Origin of the sequence: Limimaricola soesokkakensis, from assembly GCF_900172345.1 — a bacterium.
GTDB classification, from domain to species: domain Bacteria; phylum Pseudomonadota; class Alphaproteobacteria; order Rhodobacterales; family Rhodobacteraceae; genus Limimaricola; species Limimaricola soesokkakensis.
This window is the reverse complement of the sequence record NZ_FWFY01000021.1, coordinates 1-19,591: the sequence shown is the minus strand read 5'-3', so window position 1 is coordinate 19,591 and position 19,591 is coordinate 1. Positions and strand designations below refer to the sequence as shown.

The 19,591-nt window shown below is 64.7% G+C and carries 3 protein-coding genes; all 3 read right to left on the bottom strand.

All coding sequences use genetic code 11. The annotated features are described in order from the left end of the window. Positions 1-262 precede the first annotated feature (262 nt). Positions 263-541 carry a hypothetical protein gene (locus tag LOS8367_RS17950; protein WP_133056376.1) on the bottom strand — a complete coding sequence of 93 codons (279 nt, stop codon included), beginning with the start codon at positions 539-541 and terminating at the stop codon, positions 263-265. Between the two features lie 284 nt (positions 542-825). Next, a complete protein-coding gene (locus LOS8367_RS17945; protein ID WP_085897917.1) occupies positions 826-1,152 on the bottom strand; it encodes an H-NS histone family protein in 327 nt (108 codons plus the stop codon). Positions 1,153-1,448: 296 nt separating this feature from the next. After that, entirely contained in the window at positions 1,449-18,911 is a 17,463-nt protein-coding gene (locus tag LOS8367_RS17940) for a malectin domain-containing carbohydrate-binding protein (protein WP_085897916.1), read from the bottom strand. Between the last annotated feature and the right edge of the window lie 680 nt (positions 18,912-19,591).

The window sequence follows — 19,591 nt, the reverse complement described above, 5'->3', positions numbered from 1 at the left end:
TGTTATGGGCCTCCTGTCCGCCTTGCCAACCCGTTCATCGCGCCGGGCGGGCACGCCAGAGATCGAGCGCACCGGCCTCGAATGCGACAACATCCTCTGCGTACAACGTCATGCCCGTGCCCATGCCAGCTGGCTTTCTAGCCGCGCCCGTATGCCCATAGCATCGGGCAGGACCCTCTCGCGCGCCGGACAAGCTCCGGGGCCGCGCCATCACGGATGCAGGCGAGGGTGACGAGGCTGGAAGCGACCCTCGCGCAGACGATCACAGGAAGGGGCTGTTCTCGACCGCCTCCACCGTTTTGAGCAGGATGCCGATCCTTGCCCCCTGCGGATCGAAATACCGCGATACGACGCGGTAGGCCCGGGTCTCAGGGCTCCGGACGTTCTCATAAAAGAAATTGCCGACGATGGGCGCGACAGAAGCCTTGATCATGTCCAGGCCGGGCAGCACGACCGGGTCATGGCGCCGCCGGCGTTCGCGATGAAGGACCGGACATTGAGGGCACTGTGATCGTCTTTCCGCATGGGCCAGCTCCTTCATGCCGCGCAATCAGGGGCGCGCGCATGGAGCCGCGCGCACCCCTGACAATTTCGATGACATGACGCCTCCGGGGCGCCTTGCGACGCCTCAGGGTCGATTGCGCAGACGCGCAGCACGAGGCGCCATCCCGGCTCTCTGCCGCCACCGCTCGCCGTGATCTCACGAACGGCGTTCGCCGCAGGTAGCCTGCTTTTCGCAAGCGGCTGCAGATCCTTTTGAGGGCAGTGGACATGGAGACGGGCCGGCGCCCGGCGATCCGCGGCACGGACCGCCGGGGATGACCCTTACTTGCCGATCAGGAAGTCATCGAGCGACTTGTTGGCCGCCAGTGCATCCTTGATCCACTGCGGCTGGCGTCCGCGCCCACTCCAAGTCTGGGTTTGATCATCGGGGTTGCGGTATTTCGGCGGGTTGATCGACTTGGTAGGCTTTCCGACCGAGGCGCCGATGAGGTCCTTCAGCGAGAAGCCGGCCGATTTGGCCGCGGCTTCCGCGGCCGCAAGCGCCTCCTGCCTACGGCGCGCCTCGTAGTTCTGAATGGCGGCCGCGGTTTCCTTGTGAAGCTTTTTCAGTTCGTCAAGATCCAGATCGCTCAGGTCGAAGTCGCTCATGGGGGTCCTTTCAGGAAAATGCCAATCGGTATTGGCAGCTATCCACTGGCGCCCCTATTATCCACCCTTTGCTCATACGCTCTTGTCGATTTTTTTGCTTGGGTGTGATGGTGCAATAAGCCGCCCGCCGCAGAGCAATCCCCATGCCTAGGACCAGGCATAGCCTAAATCGCCTCTCCTACTGTTCAATTCCGCGCCTCCACCGTTGGAGGCTCGGGGCGCGGGCAGCGGGGACTATTCAATTTGAGCGTCATGCGCCCCCGGCCGCTATTCCGGCTGGGGACGCATGCGTGGCTTCACAGCGTGAGGGTGCTTCCGTCATCGAGCACGAGGACCAACTCGGGCGCGTCGCCGTTGTTGAAACTGTTTGCCGCCCGACTGCCGCTGCCCTCGACGATGAAGGCCAAGGCGGCGTTCGAGGCCCCGTCATTGCCGATCACCGTTTCGATCAACTCGCTGATGTCGGGCGTCCGGTAGGTTCCCCCCACGGTCCATTGCTCGACATTCGACCAGGCGAACTCGTCCGCGATGGCGCGCGACTGCGGTGGCGCGCTGGAGGAGAAGGTAGCGGCGTTCTCACTGCCCTGGATGCCGATGGTGAAGCTCGCGGCCCCCGAGGACGTCTCGAACGCGGTGAACTGCAGGTAGGCATCGGTGATGATCGCCGACTGAGGAATGTCGATCCCCTCGAAGCGCATCCCCACGGCCTGCGTCTGGCTGCCGTTCAGGCCGAATTCGAGATCCTTGCTGCCGGCGCCGCCGAACTGCTCCCAGTCGTCGGAGGAAGCGGAAATCGCCGTGATGATCGTCGTAGGAGTGCCACCGCCATTGTTACCACCGCCGTCACCACCACCGTTGCCGCCATCGCCGGGTTTCCCAGGGATGAAGACCGAGTCCGGGGAGTTCGGTCCCGGCGTGGAGCCACCGACCTTGTGCAGGTCCCAGTAATCCACGTGGAAGCCCTGGCTGCGGCCATCGAGCTGCACGGTGTAGAGCCCTGCCTCCGTGATCTCTATCTGGGCGCCGAAGTTCCCCGGTTCCCCGTCGATCGTCCCGGCGTAGCCCCAGGTGCCATTGTTCGGACCGCCATAGATTTTGACGAACCCGCCCGCTGTGGGCTCGGCCACATTGGTGGTTGGGGTCAGGTACTGCTCGACATGGCCGTTACCGGGCTGGCCCGCGTCCTTGAAGTTCCACCAGATGTCGTTTTGCTGGTCGCCGGCCGCGACCCCGTCGCGGCTGGCCCGGACCCGGAAATCGTAGATGCCGGTTTCGCCTTCGGGCACGTAGATCGTGTACTCCAGCAGCTCGTTGCCACCCACGTTGTTATCGATGCCTGTCGAGCTCGTGCTGCCGAAGAGGTAGTAGCCGTTGCCATCGAAGCCAGCCTGGCGTCCCTCCCCGTCGGGCGCATCGACGTAGCTCCACTTGCCGCCCGGGTTGGTTCCCCCATTAGCGTTTTCGTCCTCGATCTGCACCTGGAAGTAGGCGCCGCTGCCGGATCCGACGATCTGGTAGTAGCCCTCGGCACCACCCCCTGTACCGCCGGTCGGATCGCCCGCGACCGGTCCACCCTCGTTGTCGAGGTAGATCGGCCGGGTGGTGGGACCGAGCGGCAGGCCGTTCGCCGCGACCTTGGTGGCCACGAAGCCGATGGCTTGGACATCGTCGCCGGCGAAGCTGCCGGATCCGACATTGTTGTTCACCGCGTCGTCGTAGTCGAACAGGGTCGAGGCATCGAAGGTGCCGTCCTGGCCGATCGTGACGGTGACCGTCTGGGCATCGAAGGCGTTGTTGGCGGCGAAGTCGTAGCGCGCGAGCCGCGCATTGACCAGATCGGCGATCCCGCCATCCGTTTCGGTGACCGGGTTGAAGCCCTTGGTCAGGGTGATCTGCACTAGGTCGCCCGGGTTGCCGGTGACCGTGATCTGCGGCAGCGTGCCGCCATAGGTGCCGGTCTGGCCCGGGTTGATGCCATTCACCGCCAGGCCCGGCGCCGACGCGCCCGGAGCTTGGGTGGCGAGCGCATGCGAGCCGGCCGAGCTGCCATCGGAGGCGAGCTGGCCCGAGGCGGTGGTGCCGTCGTCGAACATCACCGTGAAGAGCGATCCGATCAGTTCGTGGCCCGAGATGCCGCCCACGTCCCAGCTGAGGATCGCGGTACCGTCGACGTCCCCCTTGGCCATGCCGGCGATCGAGTTGGGATCCATGTCGCCCGAGAAGCCGACTGTTTCGCCCGCTTGGAAGCCACCGTCAGCGGTGGCCGTGAACTTGACCATCGCGCCCTTGTAGCCGCCATTGGAAGCCCCGCCCGATCCGTTCGAGTTCGGGATCGGATCCTCGCCTGGCAGGAAGTAGCCGCTGCCCGACACGTAAGCCCCGGTTCCGCCGCTCGAGTTGATCTGCCAAGGCTTGGCAGCGTTATCGCCGCCGAGCCCATCAGGGTCGAAGACGCTGTCGGGATAGAGGGCCGAGGTCACGTCGATGAAGATGGCCGAGATCTTCTTGCCGCCGCTGTTGGTGACTTCGAAGGAGTTGCTGCCGAAGTTGGACGACTGGATGTTGTTGTTGCCGGTCATCACCTCCAGGATGGCCGAGCCGATGGTGCCAGTCGCGTAGCTTTGCGAGGTATCGAGATCACCCTGTGCGGCGAAGGCCTCGAGCGCGCTGGTCGGATTGATCGGACCCGCGGGATTCTCCACCTCCTCCGACAGCGCGACGATCTCGATGCCGTTGATGATCGGGTTCTGCTGGAGATCCTTCACCAGGCCGATGTTCAACACGCCGTCATCGACGTTGACCTGCGCGGTCAAGACACCGCCGCCAGCCCCGTAAAGCGCGCCCGGATCGAGGTTGTTGAACGCGGTCGGAACGAAGCCTTCCAACGAGGCATCGAAGTTGCGGTAGTTCCCACCTTGGGCGCCTGGGAAGACCTCGGCGAGATAGAGGCGCACCTCGTAGTTCTGGCCACCGCCGAGCGCCGAGACCGGGATGTCGTAGAAGAACGACCCGTCGCTCGAGCGTGCCGTCGAGAAGATCGCGTCCGGCACCCCGTCAAAGCCCGGCGCCGCCTTGCCGCCGGTATCGGCATCGTCGCGCGGGCTGGTCAGGCGCAGATACGGGTTGCCGGAGCCCGGCTGGTCGCCGGCCCAGACCGGACCACCATCCGCCGCCGCGATCTGCGCGCCGCCGGTGTTGATCCGGTAGACGACCGTGCCGGCACCGCCGCCGGTGGAGCCGCCACCGATCTCGAGATCCAGCGCCGCGCTGGTCGCCTCGTTGACGTTGGGAGTGGCCGCGAGATCGGCGACCGCGCCTGCGCCGAGCGCCACGCCGATTTGCGTGCCGTCGAGCCAGCCCCCCTGAGGCGCGGCGATCTCGTAGCGTGCGACGCCGTCTGCGAAGCCGGTGAAGCTCACCGGCGGGTTGCTCACGCCGAACTCGTTCACCGAGAGCGTCAGGTCGTCGTCGCCCAGGCTCGTCGCATCGATGCCGCTAGCATCCGAGAGCGCCACCTCCACGAGGATCGGATCGGTCGCGGTCGCCGGGTTGGTCAGCGTCAGCACCGCCTCGGGGGCCTCGGTGTCGATCCCGCCCAGCGGGTTCGACAGGATCTCGATGGCGTTGATGATCGGGTTGTTCACGCCATCGACGAGGTCCTTGAGGAAGCCGATGTTCAGCACCCCATCCGTCACCGTGACCTCATAGCTGAGGATCCGCAGATCGCCGCCACCGTCTGGAAGCGACGGATCGAAGTTGTCGAGCATGCCCTCGGTCACGTCCTCGACGCTGATGTCGAAGATCCGGTTGCCGACCACCTGATTTCCGGCGAACAGCTCGGCCACATAGAGGTTCACGATGTAATCGCCATTGCCGTTCAGATCCGCCACCGGGATGGCATAGGAGAAGGAGCTGTTGGCGGATCGGGCGGTATCGAGAACCGTCCCGGGCACATGCACTGGCACCTCGGCGCCATCTCCCGCGAAGCCCTGGGTGTCACCGCGATTGTTGATCGGCCCATCCCCTGTGATCACGTAAGAGCTGTCGGGATTGCCGTTACCATCGGCAAGCCAGTTCGGCCCGCCATCGGTGGCTGCGACCTCGCCGCCCCAGGCGTTGATCCGAAGAAGCGCTTCCGGCGTGCCGCCATTCTCGTCGACATCCGTCACCATGACCGACATGAGCTGGGCCACCTCGTCGCTGGCGTTCGAGGCGATCACCTCGACATCATAGACGTTGTCTGCCCCCGCATCGCCCGGAACTTCGAAGTCGGGCGCCGCGATGAAGCTGAGAGCGCCGGTGGACGGATCGATGGTGAAGAGGCTGCCATCGGCGCCGGCGGTGCCGATCGCGTAGGTGATCGGCGCGGTGCCGCCCTCCGCGGTGGCGACCACCGTCGTCACCACGGTCTGGTTCTCGGCCACCGTCGCGGAGGCCGGGCTGTTGATGACCAGCGCGTCGTCGGCGTCGAGCACGGTGATGGTGACGTTCTGCAGCGCCTTGGCGACGCCGTCGCTGGCTTCGACCGTGACCTCGTAGACATTGTCTAGATCAGCATCGCCCGGGGCTTCAAAATCGGCCGCGGTCACGAAGGAGAGCACGCCGGTATCGGGATCGATGCTCAGCTTGTCCATGTCGGCGCCACCGACGATGGCGTAGCTCACCGTCTCGCCTTCGGGGTCGTTGGCGTCGACATCGCCGGCAATCACCGTGTTTTCGAGTACCTCTTGGGCAGCGGCGCTTTCGAATTGCGGCTGCGCGTTGGAGACGGGGTTGAAGACCACGGTGTCGAAGCGCAGATGCTCCCTGTCGTCGCTGGTGCCGCTGAGCACCAGCCGGGCCCCGTCGGGGATTTGGACACCGCTCAGCGTGACCGAGGTCAGGTTGGCCGCCTGCACACCGTTGCCCTGCCCGGCAAGCACCTGGTTCATGGTGAAGCTGCCGATCAGCGTCTGGGTGCCATCCGCCAGCTGCAGCAGCACATCGACCTGGGACGCGCCGTCATTCTCGTCGAAGTAGCCGATCTCCAGATCATAGGTCCCGGCCACGACCCCGAAGCCCGCGAGGCTGGTCGAGATCACGCCCTGCTGCCCCGCGCCGACCTTGACCACCGTGTTTCCGGAGGCCGGGGCGGCGAAGTCGGTCGAGAAGTTCACCAGATCGGAATTGGCCTCGGTCAGCCCGGTGAACTTTTCGACCTCGATCAGGATCGGCTCGGTCAGGGTAAATTCATTGACCTGCAACACGAAGCTGGCGGAGGTTTCGGCCTGCGCCGTGTCGGTGGCGAAGACCGTGACCGTGTAGTTGCTGTTCTGCTGCGGGGTGCCGCTGATCGTTCCGGTGACCGGATCGATGGAAAGACCGGCGGGCAGTCCCTCGGCGCGGTAGGTGATCGTGTCGTTCGGGTCGATATCGGTGAACAGCCCCGCTGGCAGGGCCATGTTGAACGCTTGGTTCAGCGGGGCCGTGGCGTTGGGAATGCTGCCCGTGACGATCGGCGCGTCGTTAACATTCTTGACCGTCAGGTCGAACTGGCCGATCACGGCGTTGCCCTCGGGATCGGTCGCGGTGACCTCGATCGTGTGGACGCCCACATGCGCGTTGCCGGGCGTACCGACCAGCAGCCCGTCCGACAGGCTGAGGAAGTCCGGCAGCCCCTCGAAGGAGAAGGACAGCTGGTCATAGGCCGTGTCCGGATCGAGGAAGGGCAAGCTGACCTCGAGCGGCACGTCCTCGGAAGCGGTGACGTCGGGCAGTTCGTTGCCGACGATATAGGGCGGCTGGGTATTGCCGCTCGCTCCGCCGCCCTGCACCAGCTGGACGTTCGAGAAACGCACGACCGAGCTCTGCGCGGCGTCGTCGTCGTTGATCAGCGCCAGGTAGTCGAAGGTCCTGCCGGCATGCGCCGCCAGCGAGATCTCGTAGCTCACGGTCTGTCCCACGGTGGTGTAGTCGTTGCGCACCGACTGGTCGAACCGGGCGATGTTGACCGAGCCGAACACTTGGAACAGCAGGTCGTCGGCGGTCCTGTAGTCGTCGTCGTTCTCGAGGCCGATGCTGACGAATTCGGCGGTGCCGTTCTGCATCGTCACGTCGAAGCGCAGCACCGTGTCGGCGTCGACGGTGAAGGTGCCGCCGGGCAGCAGGGTCTTCTTCCAGGTGTTGCCGCTCAGCGTGATGCCGGCGCCGTCGGGATCGATCTGGACGCCCTCGGGTGTCTTGTCCTGGTTGCTGTAGCTCTCGATCAGCTCTTCGCTGAACGTGATCGGCAGCACGGTCCCGGTCTGGGGCGAGGCGGTGACGTCGATCGCCACCGAGGCCACCCCGGCGCCGCCCTTGCCGTCATTGATCGCGTAGTCGAAGCCGGCCTGGCCGACGAAGCCCTTGGTCGCGGTGAAAATGATCTGGGTGTCGGTCTGGCTGACCGTGCCGCCGGTCACGTTGAACAGGCTCACGATCGAGAGCGCATCGCCATTTGCGTCCTCGTCATTGGCCAGCAGCGCGCTCTTGTTGATGACCAGCGGCGCGCCGTTCACCATGTCGAAGGCGTCGTCGCCGGCGGTCGGGGCCGTGTTGCCTTCGGGCGAGGTGGTGACGATGCGGATGTCGGAGAAGGTCACCTTGTTGGTGCCGGCGCCGTTGTCCTTGTCGTTGGTAAGCACGAGCTGGGTGAAGGTCTTGCCGACATGCGGGGTCAGGTCGATGCGGATTTCGACCTCGCCGCCATCCTCCTCATAGATGTTGTAGGTCTGGTTGAACGTGGCGGCGACGGTGTCGGTGCCGCCGATCTGGTACAACGACGATGCCTCGCCGTTGCGCCAGGTCAGGTCCGTGTCGAGACCGATGGCGATGATCTCGCCCACCAGCTCCGAATTCACCGTAAAGACCAGCTCGGTGTTTTCGGCCACGACCAGCGGCTGCGGCAGCGCCACCGCCTTCCAGGTGTTGCCGATCAGGGTGATGTCGTTCGCCCCTTCCACGAAGTCGTGGCCGCCCGGCGCCTTGTCCTGGCCGCCATAGCTCGACAGGGCCGCGGCGGTGATCGGGATCGGGGTTTCGCTGGTGCCGCCGGTGGGCGCGGTCACCTCGACCGTGACCGTCGCCGTGGCGGTGCCGCCAAAGCCGTCCGCCATCTCGTAGGTGAAGCTCGCCTGGCCCGTGAAGCCGTCGTCGGGCGTGAAGGAGACGGTGCCGGTCGCGGGATCGAAGCCCGCCTGGCCGCCGGTGCCGCTGGTCACGCCGAGGATCGTGAAGGCGGTGTCGCCGTCATCATCGGCGTCATTCGCCAGGAGATCCGCCGAGGAGAGCAGCAGCGGCTGGTTCATGCCGACGCTGAAGCCGTCATCGACCGGTTCGGGATCGGTGTTGTCCTCGTCGACGGCGCCGTCCTGGTCGTTGTCCTTGCCGTCGTTGATCTCGACCGCGCCCGGATGGACCGTCGCGTCGCCGTCATCGGCATCGAGATCGTTGGCGACGAACCCGTCCGGCTGCTCGACCTGGTAGTGGATCGGGTCGTTCTCGTCATTGCTGCCATAGCCGTCGCCGTCGCCGTCGAGATACCAGTAGCGGATCGGGTTCTCGCCGCTGACGACCAGGGTCGCGGTGTTCTGCACCGACAGGCCGATGCCGTCCGTCACCTCGTAGGTGACCGTCACCGTGGTGGTCTGGGACGCCTCCAGCGCCGCCGCGAATTGCTGCGGATCAATGGTGATCGTGCCGTCGTCATTCGGGGTATAGGCGACCGGGGCGTCATTCTCGTCGAGCACGCTGACGATCGAGGCGAGGCTGACCGGATCGCCATCTTCGTCCGTGGCGGTCGAGAGCAGGTCGATCACCTGCGGCGCATCCGTCTCGAACACGGTACCCGCCTCGATCTCCACGACTGTGGGCAGGTCGTTGACGTTCTGGACCTCCAGCTCGAACAGCGCCGAGACCGGCAGGTGGGTGCCGTCATGCGCGGTCACCTTGATGCTGATCGGCCCGATATCGGCCTGTGTCGGCGTGCCGCTGAAGCTCGCGGTCTCGGCGTCGAAGCTGAGCCAATCCGGCAGCGGCGTGTCATCGGCCAGCATCGCGGTCATGACCAGCGTCGGGCTGTCCGCATCCACGAAGGCGTCGCTCGGAACAGTGAAGCTGAACGCGGCATCCTCGTCTGTCAGCTGAGACGCGATGCCCTGATCAAGCCTTGTCGCCACATCATCCTCCAACACGGTCGCCGTGGCGGAGCTCTGGGCCCCGATCGCGTCGCCGCCATCGATTGATTGCAAGGCAAGGGTCAGCGTCTGGTCACCAGTCGCAAGATCGTCATTGTCGACCGCGACGGTGAGCGTGCCCGTGCCGTTCGTGAACGTGACCTGCGCGGTCTGCGTCGCGCCGCCATCCACCGAGAAGCCGATCTCGCGGGTGGCGTCGGCCCCGGTATAGGCAAGATCGAAGACCAGCGTGGTCGTGGTGCCGGCATCGCCGGCCTCGACCACCGCCGCCGGATCGCCGGCCAGCGTTACCACCGCGGGCGGTTCGCCCAAGGCCGTGACCGAGAGGTCGGAATAGGAGACGTCGAAGCTGGCCTGAGACCCGCCCGTCGATGTCTGGATGACACCGGCGCCAAGCGGCGTGCCGTTCAACACCGCGGTCGCGACTTTGCCTTGCAAATTGACCTGGCCGAACGAGATCGCATCGAAGCCCGCGAGAGGCTGACCATTGGCATCGAGGAAGCTTGCCGTGGCCGTGGCCTTTGCGGGGTTCGTGACGTCGTCCGGATCGATGAAGACCTCGAGGGCAATGGTGATCTCGGCGACCTGCTGGTAGTCGAAATCGGGCCCGAGAGGGATCTGATTGTCGCCGCCGGTGCCATTGTCCTGAACCAGCTGCAATGCCGGCCCCGTTCGACCGAACACCGCCTTGACGAGGCTGTCCTGATCAAGACCGATCACGACGCCCACCGCCTGATAGTTCAGGGGTTGCTGCTGCCCGTCGCTTGCCGGCGCGAAGTCGGGGGCTGCGAAGGTTGTCTGGACGCGAAGTCCCTCATTGGCGGTGAACCCGGCAACGAAAGCGTTCTCCTGCGTGTTGCTCCCCGCCCAGTGATCGCCGATTGTGGCCGTGATGTTGAGTGCACCGCCAGAGACGTCGGCGTTCGCAAGGTCGACTTCCTCGACCTCGGCTTTCGAGCTCACCAAAGCGCCGGTGAAGCCGGCCTGGAACGGCGTGCCGTCACTGCCGAAGTCGAAGCTGACCGTCTCGCCGTTGATCAGCGTGCGCCCGCCATTCGTGGCGTCGTAGCTGAAGGTCTCCGCACCATTCGCCACGCCGTCGCCATCGACGTCGTCATCCAGCGCGTTGGCGATGCCGTCGCCGTCGAGATCCTCGTCCGGACCCGGCCCGACGGCCAGGTCATCATCGGCGATGGTGACGGTGGCCGTGGCCTCCGAGATCGTGGCCGTGGTGCTGCCCGAGGGCGTGGCGCCGGTCAGCGTGACGGTGAAGGCCTCGATCTGCTCGTTCATCGCGTCGTCGACGATCGGCACGTTCACCATCACCGAGCTCTGCCCCGCGGGGATCACCACCGTCCCGGTGACGGTGCCGTAATCTGCGTCGAGCACGGCCGTCCCGTCGGCCAGCTCGAAGGTCACGGTCAGGTCCTCGGTGGTGTTGCCCAGGCGGCTGATGACGATGCCGACGGCGCCATCGGCCTCGCTGACGCTGGCATCCGCCACGGAGACGACCTGCGCATCATGCGGGATCACCTCGCGGATCACGATGCCGCTGAGCTTGGCCCGATCGGTCGAGGCGATGAAGGTCAGGTCGATGGCGCCGTCCTCCCCCGGCGCGATCGGGTTCGAGAGCTCGATCTTCAGCGGCGTGTTAATGTCGCCGCCGTTCTGAGCGAGGATGTCGAGGTCATCGATGCTTGGCGCATCCTGCGTCTCACCCTCGACCAGAACATCGAACACGCGCTGGCCCGGATTCAGGGCATAGATCTCCGCAAAGTAGAGATCGACGAAGTAAGTTTTCGCAGCGTCGATGCCTTCATCGAACTTGAAGGAGAAGCTCTTCGGCGTCCCGTCATTGTCTTTGCCGCTGTTGATCTCGGTCTGATAGATCGTGCCCGTGAAGGCGGGCTGCAGCTTGTTTCCCCCATTGTTGTCGGTGAACGGCTCGCCGCCGGAGAAGGGCGCGCCATTCGTCCCCGAGGTCGCCGCCGCGAAATCGATGCCCTCGAAGGACATCGCCGGACCCCCGGCATTGAAGGCCGCGACCACGGCACCGCGATAGGGCTGCCCCGGCTCGTCCTCGGTGACCGTGCCACTGGCCGTCGCGGTGCCAAGGGTGATCGTCATGCCGGTGCCGGTGGCCCCGGTCAGGGTGACCGACACCAACTCGGGGCCGTCATGCACGTCGTCATTGGCGACCGGCACGATCAAGGTGCCCATGCCATCGACGAAGCTGACGGCCTTGGTCAGGCCGGTTTCCGTGTCGGCGTTGTAGGTCACCTCGACGACGCCGGTGTAGCCGGCATCGTCCAGCGTCAGGTCGAAGACGAGATCGGTGGTCCCGTCATCGCCGTCCTCGACCAGCGTCGGCGCATTGGCGATCGAAAGAACCATTTCGGTCGGTGCATCGGCGCGGGTGATCCGCAACCCGTCGGCGGTGTTCTCGAACTCGAAGCTGGCGGGACCGTCGCCCGGCACGAAACTCTCGAAATCCGGACCCGAGAAGGTGACCTTCTGGCCGTCGATGTCGATCACGGCCGAGCCGGCCTCGTAGCTGATCGGCGTGTCGGTGTCGGCGCCTGAGATCACCAGCGCATCCTCGTTCGAGAAGTCGGTGATCTCGCTGCCGCCCACCGCTTCGAGTGTGCCGCGCACCACGTCGGCGCCGCCGCCGGTGGTGATCGTGTTGATGCCGGTGCCCAGCGTGATGATATTGGCGCCGGCATTTCCGCTCAGCGTGACATCGGCGCTCGACCCCGATCCATCGAAATTCTCGACGTCATCGGCGAGCGTCGCGTCGACCGGAGCCGTGCCGGTATAGACGACGGTGTCGGTGCCGGGCGTGCCAGGATCGCCGACTGCGGCCGGATCTTCGGTAAAGATCTCGCCGCTGTCGGCGGTCTTGAGGTTGAGCGTCACCTTGGCCGGCAGATCCGCCCCCTGGTTCAGCCAGATTGTGTAGGTCCCGGCCGGAAGCGGCAGCTCGAAGCCCGGGAAGGTCACACCCTGCTGGTCGCTGCCCGAACCGAGCTGCTCGAGAAGGTTCTGGTTCAGATCACCGGTGTTGAAGATGTAGCCGCCATCGAGATCGCCGGACCCGGGGCCGGTGGGATCGGTGGTGATCTGGTTGCCCTTGGTGATGCCGATGAAGCCCGCGATATCTGTCGGATCGCCATTCTCGAAGCCTTCGAGCACGATCTCGGTCAGGACTTGGCCCGCCGCCACTTCGAAGGTGAAGTAATCGCGGTCGCGGCCATCGGGTCCGTTATCGCCGGCCTGCTGCGCCACGAGACTGTTGTCGCCATCCAGCAGTACGCCGAGATCCGTCGGCGCAAGGCCGTCCTCGGAGAAGTCGCCGAAGCCGGTGCCATTGAAGTTGTCCGGTCCCTCTTCCGCGATCGCGATCTGCGGCGATGTGACGTCGAGATAGTCCCAGGCCGCCGCGAAGCTCCCGAGGGTCTGGTAGTCGTTGGAGGTCACGCCGATATGCGTGGCGCCGCTGCCGAGGTTGGTGACCACTGCTGCCGGGGCCTGCGCCGGGGCCACGGTCATGAAGCCCGGGGTGTCGATCGGGCGCACGCCGCCCAGCACGTTGCCCGCGGCATCGAACAGCGTCACGTAGGTCGACACCATGCCCGTGGCGAGATCGACGCCCATACCCAGTTCCAGATCGGCCACGTCGAAGAGCGAAGCCCCCGGTGCCATCGCGGTGAGCTTGATCGGCACATCGATGCCGACGCCGGCGGTCGGGTTGCTCCACAGCTGAATGCCGGTGTCACCACTGGCGACGCCCCCCCAGACCAGCTTCACAAGTTCGTTCTTGGCCTGTGTGCCGGTGCCGAAAACGATGCCCTGCTGGGCATAGTTCGGGACATTACCGTTGGTGATGGGGGGCGTCTGGTCTGCAAGCAGCGCCTCGGTGAAGGGATTCGTGAAGCGGGTCGCGATATGCACGGTCTCGAGCGCGGGGTCGGTCAGGTCGACGATCTTGGTGAAGTCGTTCTTGCTCGCCGTGCCGCCCTGGTTGATGTCGCCATCGGCGGTCTGCACCACCAGTTTGCCCCCGGCCATCGTGGCGTCGCCCGCAACGATGGCGCCGCTGCCGCCAAGGGCGCTGTCGAAACCGCCATCGGCCAGCGGGTCAGTGCCCGTCTCGAAGTCGAGCGCGAACAGCGTTCCGCCCACGGGAATGCCGCCCGAGGCATCGCTCGCCGCGATGGTGACGGTGGCACTGGCCTTCGCGATGACGGCCGGCCCGGAGGCGTTCGACAGCGTGACGCTCAGCGTCTCTGCGCTTTCCTCGGTCTCGTCATCCACGATGGGCAACGTGACGGTGGCGCTCGTCTGGTTCGCGGCGAAGGTCACCTGGGTCGTGGAAAGGGCGCCGATATCGGCCGCATCGGCCGAGCCGTCGAGCGACAAGGTGACGTCGACCGTGGTTTCCTCGGAGACATCCCCGATGCGGGAGATGGTGATCTCGGCCACCTCGCCCTCGGCTACCGAGACATCGCTCACCGAGAGCGTCGGCGGCAGGTCGGCATCGACCGCGTCGTAGACCACGATGGCGCTGTAGCCGGGCTGGCCTGCGGTCACATCGTCGACGATGACCTCGATGGTGCCATCGGTGACCGTCACCGCCTTGCGGATGAAGCTGGGCTTGTCGGCGCCAGGTCCGCCATCCGCCGCGGCGAAGGCGTCGTAATCGTTGCCGAAGACGACACCATTGACCGTGAAATCGCCAACGCGCTTGCCGGCTTCGGCCCAGAACAGTTCGGCGAAGTGCAGCTCGACCACGTAGGTGCCATTGGCGAACCCGTCGAAGGTCGATGTCCAGCTTCCCGCGCTCGAGTCGCGGTAGGTGTGATAGGCCGAGCCATCGAGATCGACATCGCCCCCGTTCGAGCCCGTGCCGCCCAGCTGGCCGTCGACATTGCTGTTCAGCGCGGCATTGCTCTTGGGCGAGGTGTGGTAGGCGTTGTTGTCGGCCTCGAAGGCGATGGGGTTGCCTGCGGCGTCGGTGATCAGGCTGTCCGCCGCGATTGCCCCGCCATAGCGGTTGTTGTCGACCGCGCCCCCATCGAGCGGATCAGCCGCGAGACTGGTGGCGGGGGTGGTGTCGGTCGTGCCGATGTTGATGGCGCGCACGACATTCCCGCGCACCAGCGCGTCGAGATTGGATTGCACGACAAAGCCGGCCGAGGCAGCTCCGGTCGTATTGCCGCCCGCATCGCTGAAGGCGTTGGCGTCCACCGAGATCGTGCCGGTGGAGCCGTTGATCCAAGCGTTGTTCTCTCCCGTGACCTGGTAGGTCAAGGTGGCCGTCTTACCGTTGTCCGACAACGCCACGACGGGTGCGGTGATCGCATCCGGCGTGATCCCGGTGAAGGAGATCTCGCTGCCATCGAGGCCCGCGAAATCCGCCAGATCGAAGCCCGTCTCGTCCGAGACGACCACGGTCAGGGCCCGCTCGCCGTCACTGAAGTTCTGCGGGTTCTCGAGGCTGATCTCCTCGATCACCGGGGCTGCCGTATCCACCGGCGGCACATAGCCGCCGCTGGTGGACCACACGACGAGGCCCGACAGCTTGCCCTGATTCACGTCGGCGGCAGGGAACTCGATGTTCAGCATGCCGTCGGTGACCTCGACCTCGTAGGTCCTGACGAGCTGCTTGCCGTTGCCGCCGGCCTCGGCGTGGATGTCGATGTTGGCAAAGGCCTCCTGGCCTTCGACGTTGATGTCGAAGACGCGGCTGCCAGTGCCGCCACCGCCCGGGAACGTGCCGCCGCCAAAGAAGATTTCGGCGAAGATGAAGTCGATCAGGTAAGTGCCGTTCGGCACCTCGATGTCATAACCGAAAGGACTTGCGTTCGAGCGCTCGTTGGCCAGCAGGGGATCGAGGTCGGTGTCCGGGAAATCGAAGCTGTTCGAGACTCCGTTGCTGTAGCTCTTGGTGGCGCCAGGCGTGGTGAAGCCGGGGCCGTCCACGGCGCCGCCCTCGTCGCCCACGAAGGTCAGTTCAGTGTCACGGAGCGTGCCGGTGAATGTCCCGATGCCGCCCGCATTGATGGCCACGACCGGCTCCAGGGGCGCACGCGCGGTGACACGCAGCCCCTCCGGGGTGTCCTCGAGATTGACGCGGTCCGCGGCGTCCTCGGCGGTGACATCCTGGAAGTTCTCGCCATCCAAGGTGATCACCTGGCCGTTGATCGTCAGCTTCAGCGATCCCGGGGCGTAGTCAATCGTGTCGATGTCGGCGGTCGAGAGATCCTCGATCACCAGCGCATCCTCGTGGGAGAAGTCGGTGATGGTATCCCCGCCGAGATGGGCCAGGGAGCCCCGCACTACATCCGCGCCGGCGCCGGTGGTGATGGTGTTGGCGCCCGCGCCCACCGTGATCGTGTTGTCCAGGTCGTTCGCGGTGACAGCGAAGTCACCGGTGGTCGCGCGCGCGTCCAGGTTCTCGACCGCGGGCTGGAGCGTCACCGGCGCCGTATCGTCGCCCTCGTAGAGGACCGTGTCGGTCCCGGAGGTTCCCGCCACCGCGTTGACCGCAGCGGCGTCGGCGGCGGCGATCTCGTTGCCGAAGGCCTCGACCCGGATCTCGGCGATGTCGACCGCCGTGAAGGAAACGCCGTCATCCTTCTCGGCCACGAGGCCGATCGCCGCCCCCGAGCTGAGCTCGGTGTCGGCGTCGGAGATCGTGTGGGTCCCGTCGAGCACGGCGCGCAGCACGCCCGCCGGCAGGTTGGCATCGAGGCTGACCTCGGTGAAGGCCGCATCGTCGCTGGTCTTGTAGCGCGCCGCGATCGTGTAATTGCCACCGATATCAGCGATCTCCAGCTGGAGCGTCACCAGCTTGGCGCGCAGCGCCGAGGCGTCGCCTGTCGTGAGCGCCGCTAGGAAGTCCGCGTCGGTGACCGTGGCGATCACCTCGTAGACGTCGTTCTGCTCGATTCCGAGCTCGAGGCCGAGCCCGCCATTCACGTCGCCCCAGACGAAGCGCAGGAAGTTCGACTGCGTGCCATCGCCGAACATCAGGCCGGTGATGCGGCCACCGCCCGGCTGGTCGCCATACCAGTTGGCAATGTCGATTTCGGCGGTGAGACGCTGCACGTCATCGGCGATCTTCACACCGGTCTGCAGACCGTCGCGCAGGGTGTTGGCCGCGCCCAGGGCGGTGCCGTCCTGGACGTTCTTGATCTGCAGGATCGGCGCGTTGGCGCCGGGGATGATGTTGCCCGCATTGTCGAACAGACCGTCGAACTGATCGGCAGGGGCGGCCCCGTCGGCCGCGGTGTTCGCATCACGGTTCGGCGTCTTGCCATCGAGCGCTGCGCCCAGAAGACCGGTATCGCCGAAGGTACCGTAGAAATCGGGGTTGGCGCCGAGATCCACTTGGCTGAAGTTCAGCTCCAGCCGCTCGCCCGCGCCAAGCGCGATACCGTTATCGGCGTCGAACTCGAAGGGGTCGTTGATGTGATCGACACCGTCGAGGTCGTTGTCGGTGGGATCGAACGGCTCCTGGCCCGCATAGAAGTTCTGCCCGAGCAGCGCGTTGCTTGCGGCGTTGCCCGGCTGCAGGATCTCGATGACCGGGCCGTTTTCCTTGTAGATCGCCCCCCAGACCGAGCCGCGGAAGGCCCCGTTGTTGCCAAAGGCCGACAGGTCGTCGCCGATCGACGCCAGGCCGAGGGGCGCGCCGCCCGACCCGAAGAAGCCGCGATCTTCGGCGATCGTCCGGCCGTTCTCGGTCGTGGTCTGGACGATGCCGTCGCTGTTGCGGCCGATGATGTAGTATTGGCTCTGGCCGAGGCTGGCGGCGAACAGCGCCCCCTTCATGGTGCCCTGCCCCGCATCGTCGAAGATCGACGAGGTGTACTCGGCCAGGCCGTTGATCGATCCCTTGCCGGTATCGATGGCCCCATCGGTGAAGCCCGCCTCGCGGTAATCCCCCTCGATGGCATTCACCTGATGCACGATCTCGTCGATGTCGGCCGGCAGGCCCAGCGGACCGTTCGCATCCTCGACAAGCGAGAACACCCCCGCTGTCGTCGGCAGGCTGTAGTTGCTCACGAACTGGTCGGCGTAGCGCTGGCCGGGATCGAGGGCGACGACATTGTCGGCGATGAACTGGTTCGAATACCCGATGGACTGGAACCAGGCGACGACCTCGAGAAAGTCGCTCGAGCCGTTGCCCTTGTCGACGTTCGAAACCATCAGCTTCGCCCCGTCGAGGCCGGCATTGGGCGAGTAGAGAATGCCCGCGCGCGCGCCTTCGGCACGGGTCGGGTTGGCATGGCCGCCATAGACCAGCGTCAGCGGCTCGTCGAAATCCGGATGGTCCCACTGGTAGGTCAAGGCCCCGCCCTGACCTGCGGACAGACTCCGCCCGTTGAGGTCGTCCGAGCGTGTGACCTCGTGCATCTGATCCCAGTTCGCAGGGTCGAAATTGCCGGTGACCTCACTGTTGTCGTTAACGAACAGATTGGTGGCGATGTAGCCCGCAGGCGGGCCGTTCAGTTCGGCCGCCTCGGTGGCATTCGTGTCGCCGTCGGAATCCTCGCCCGCCGGCCGGCCGCCCCAGTTGTTGTTGGCGCCGTTGTCATAGGTCCAGACGCGGCCATCCTCGGTCACCTCGACATCATAGGCATTGCGATAACCGGCCGAGTAGATCTGAACGGGACCGTCCGCGATGACCTTGGCCGAGTTCAGGCCGTCATTGCCGCCGAACGGATCGTTGTTGTCCGCCCCGTCGCGAGTCGGGTCGTCGAGCGTCGGAAGGTCGTAGACATAGGCGCGGCCCTTGTCGAACTTGGGGCCGTCCTGGGTCTCGATCGCGCGGATCTCGTCGAGGTCGATCTCGAGGATGGCGGCCGAGAGCGGTTGCTCCTGCTGGCCTGCGAAATTGTTGGAGGGCGCGCCGGTGTTGGCGTTGCCGCCATTGGCGACGATGAGACGCTCGGACAGCAGCAGGCCGGTATCCGGATCGATCTCCTGGATCACCTCCAGGCCGTTCGTGGCGTGGTTTTCCTCGGAGCGCGCCAGGCCGCGCACGATGTCGACCGCCTCCCAGCTGTCGGGGCCGGTCTGGGTCAGCCTGGTGATGACGCCGGAATTGGTGTCGAGATTGACGTCGCTGCCGCCCCCGCCGGCGCCGATCCGGCTGTCGGAGGAAGTAACGTAGAGGGAGACCGCGGGCTTTCCGTCGATCAACACCGGCTGACCGCTCGCATCGAATTGCGGCGTCGCGTCGATCCCGGTCACCTGCCGCTTCGTGCCGGTGCTCGCGCTGCCATCATCATTGTAATTAGGAATGGATTTCACGTGGGGCAGCGTGATCTGGTCGGTCACGTAGAACTGCCCGGTGTTGTCGCCGTCGCTCGGATCAGGATCCCCGAAGGCGACGGTCAGGACATGCACATCCCCATCCACCTCCGTGACGTAGAGCCGACCATCCGCCCCCCAAATCAGCGCGGTGGGCTGGGACAGGCCGCCGAAACCATTGAAATCAAGAGAGCTCGCGGAAAAATCGTTGGAAACAGCCATGACCATTACCCTCTAAAAACTTGTTAAAAATATACAGAAACGCTGAATAGCGCTTCGGCCGCCAATCAAATTTCAAAAAGCTGGTTTGGGTAAAATGTCGAAGACATCGCCGAGCACGGGCGATCTCATCGCATCATTCCCCCACGATCAAATCCGGCACAAAACGCCTGTCGATCGATTGCCCCTCATACCTCTGACGTTACGTTACCAATCCGCTGCCACAGGACAAACACTTTTTCGACTTTAATGCAAAAATATGGTATATTTGAAACTTATGTACATTTGATTTAAATATTATGTTATAATGTTTCGTTATTGATCTTATTATTATAATTATATTTCCCGGCATGTTTTTTGTATATTATTTGTCCACCCGGTCCAGTTCCGAACGCTTCGCCTGCCTTACTTATGCAATTTTTTTTCCAGTTCAATCGCTTATTGGCCAGGGCTAGAAGATTCGCGTAATTCTTGTGCAAATGACTGACGCAGTCGGCTTTGATGCAGAACTCCCCCGCATTGCCAAGATCGTTCTCGTGGGATGAAACTACCGGGGTGACCTGAGACCCGTCTTTCCTCCGGTTTGACGGAGAATCCATGGGTGGTTTCTGAGGCTATGCGGCCTGCTGTTCCAGTGCTGTTTTCATGGCAAATTCGGCGGGTGGGATATTGCCCAAGGCTGA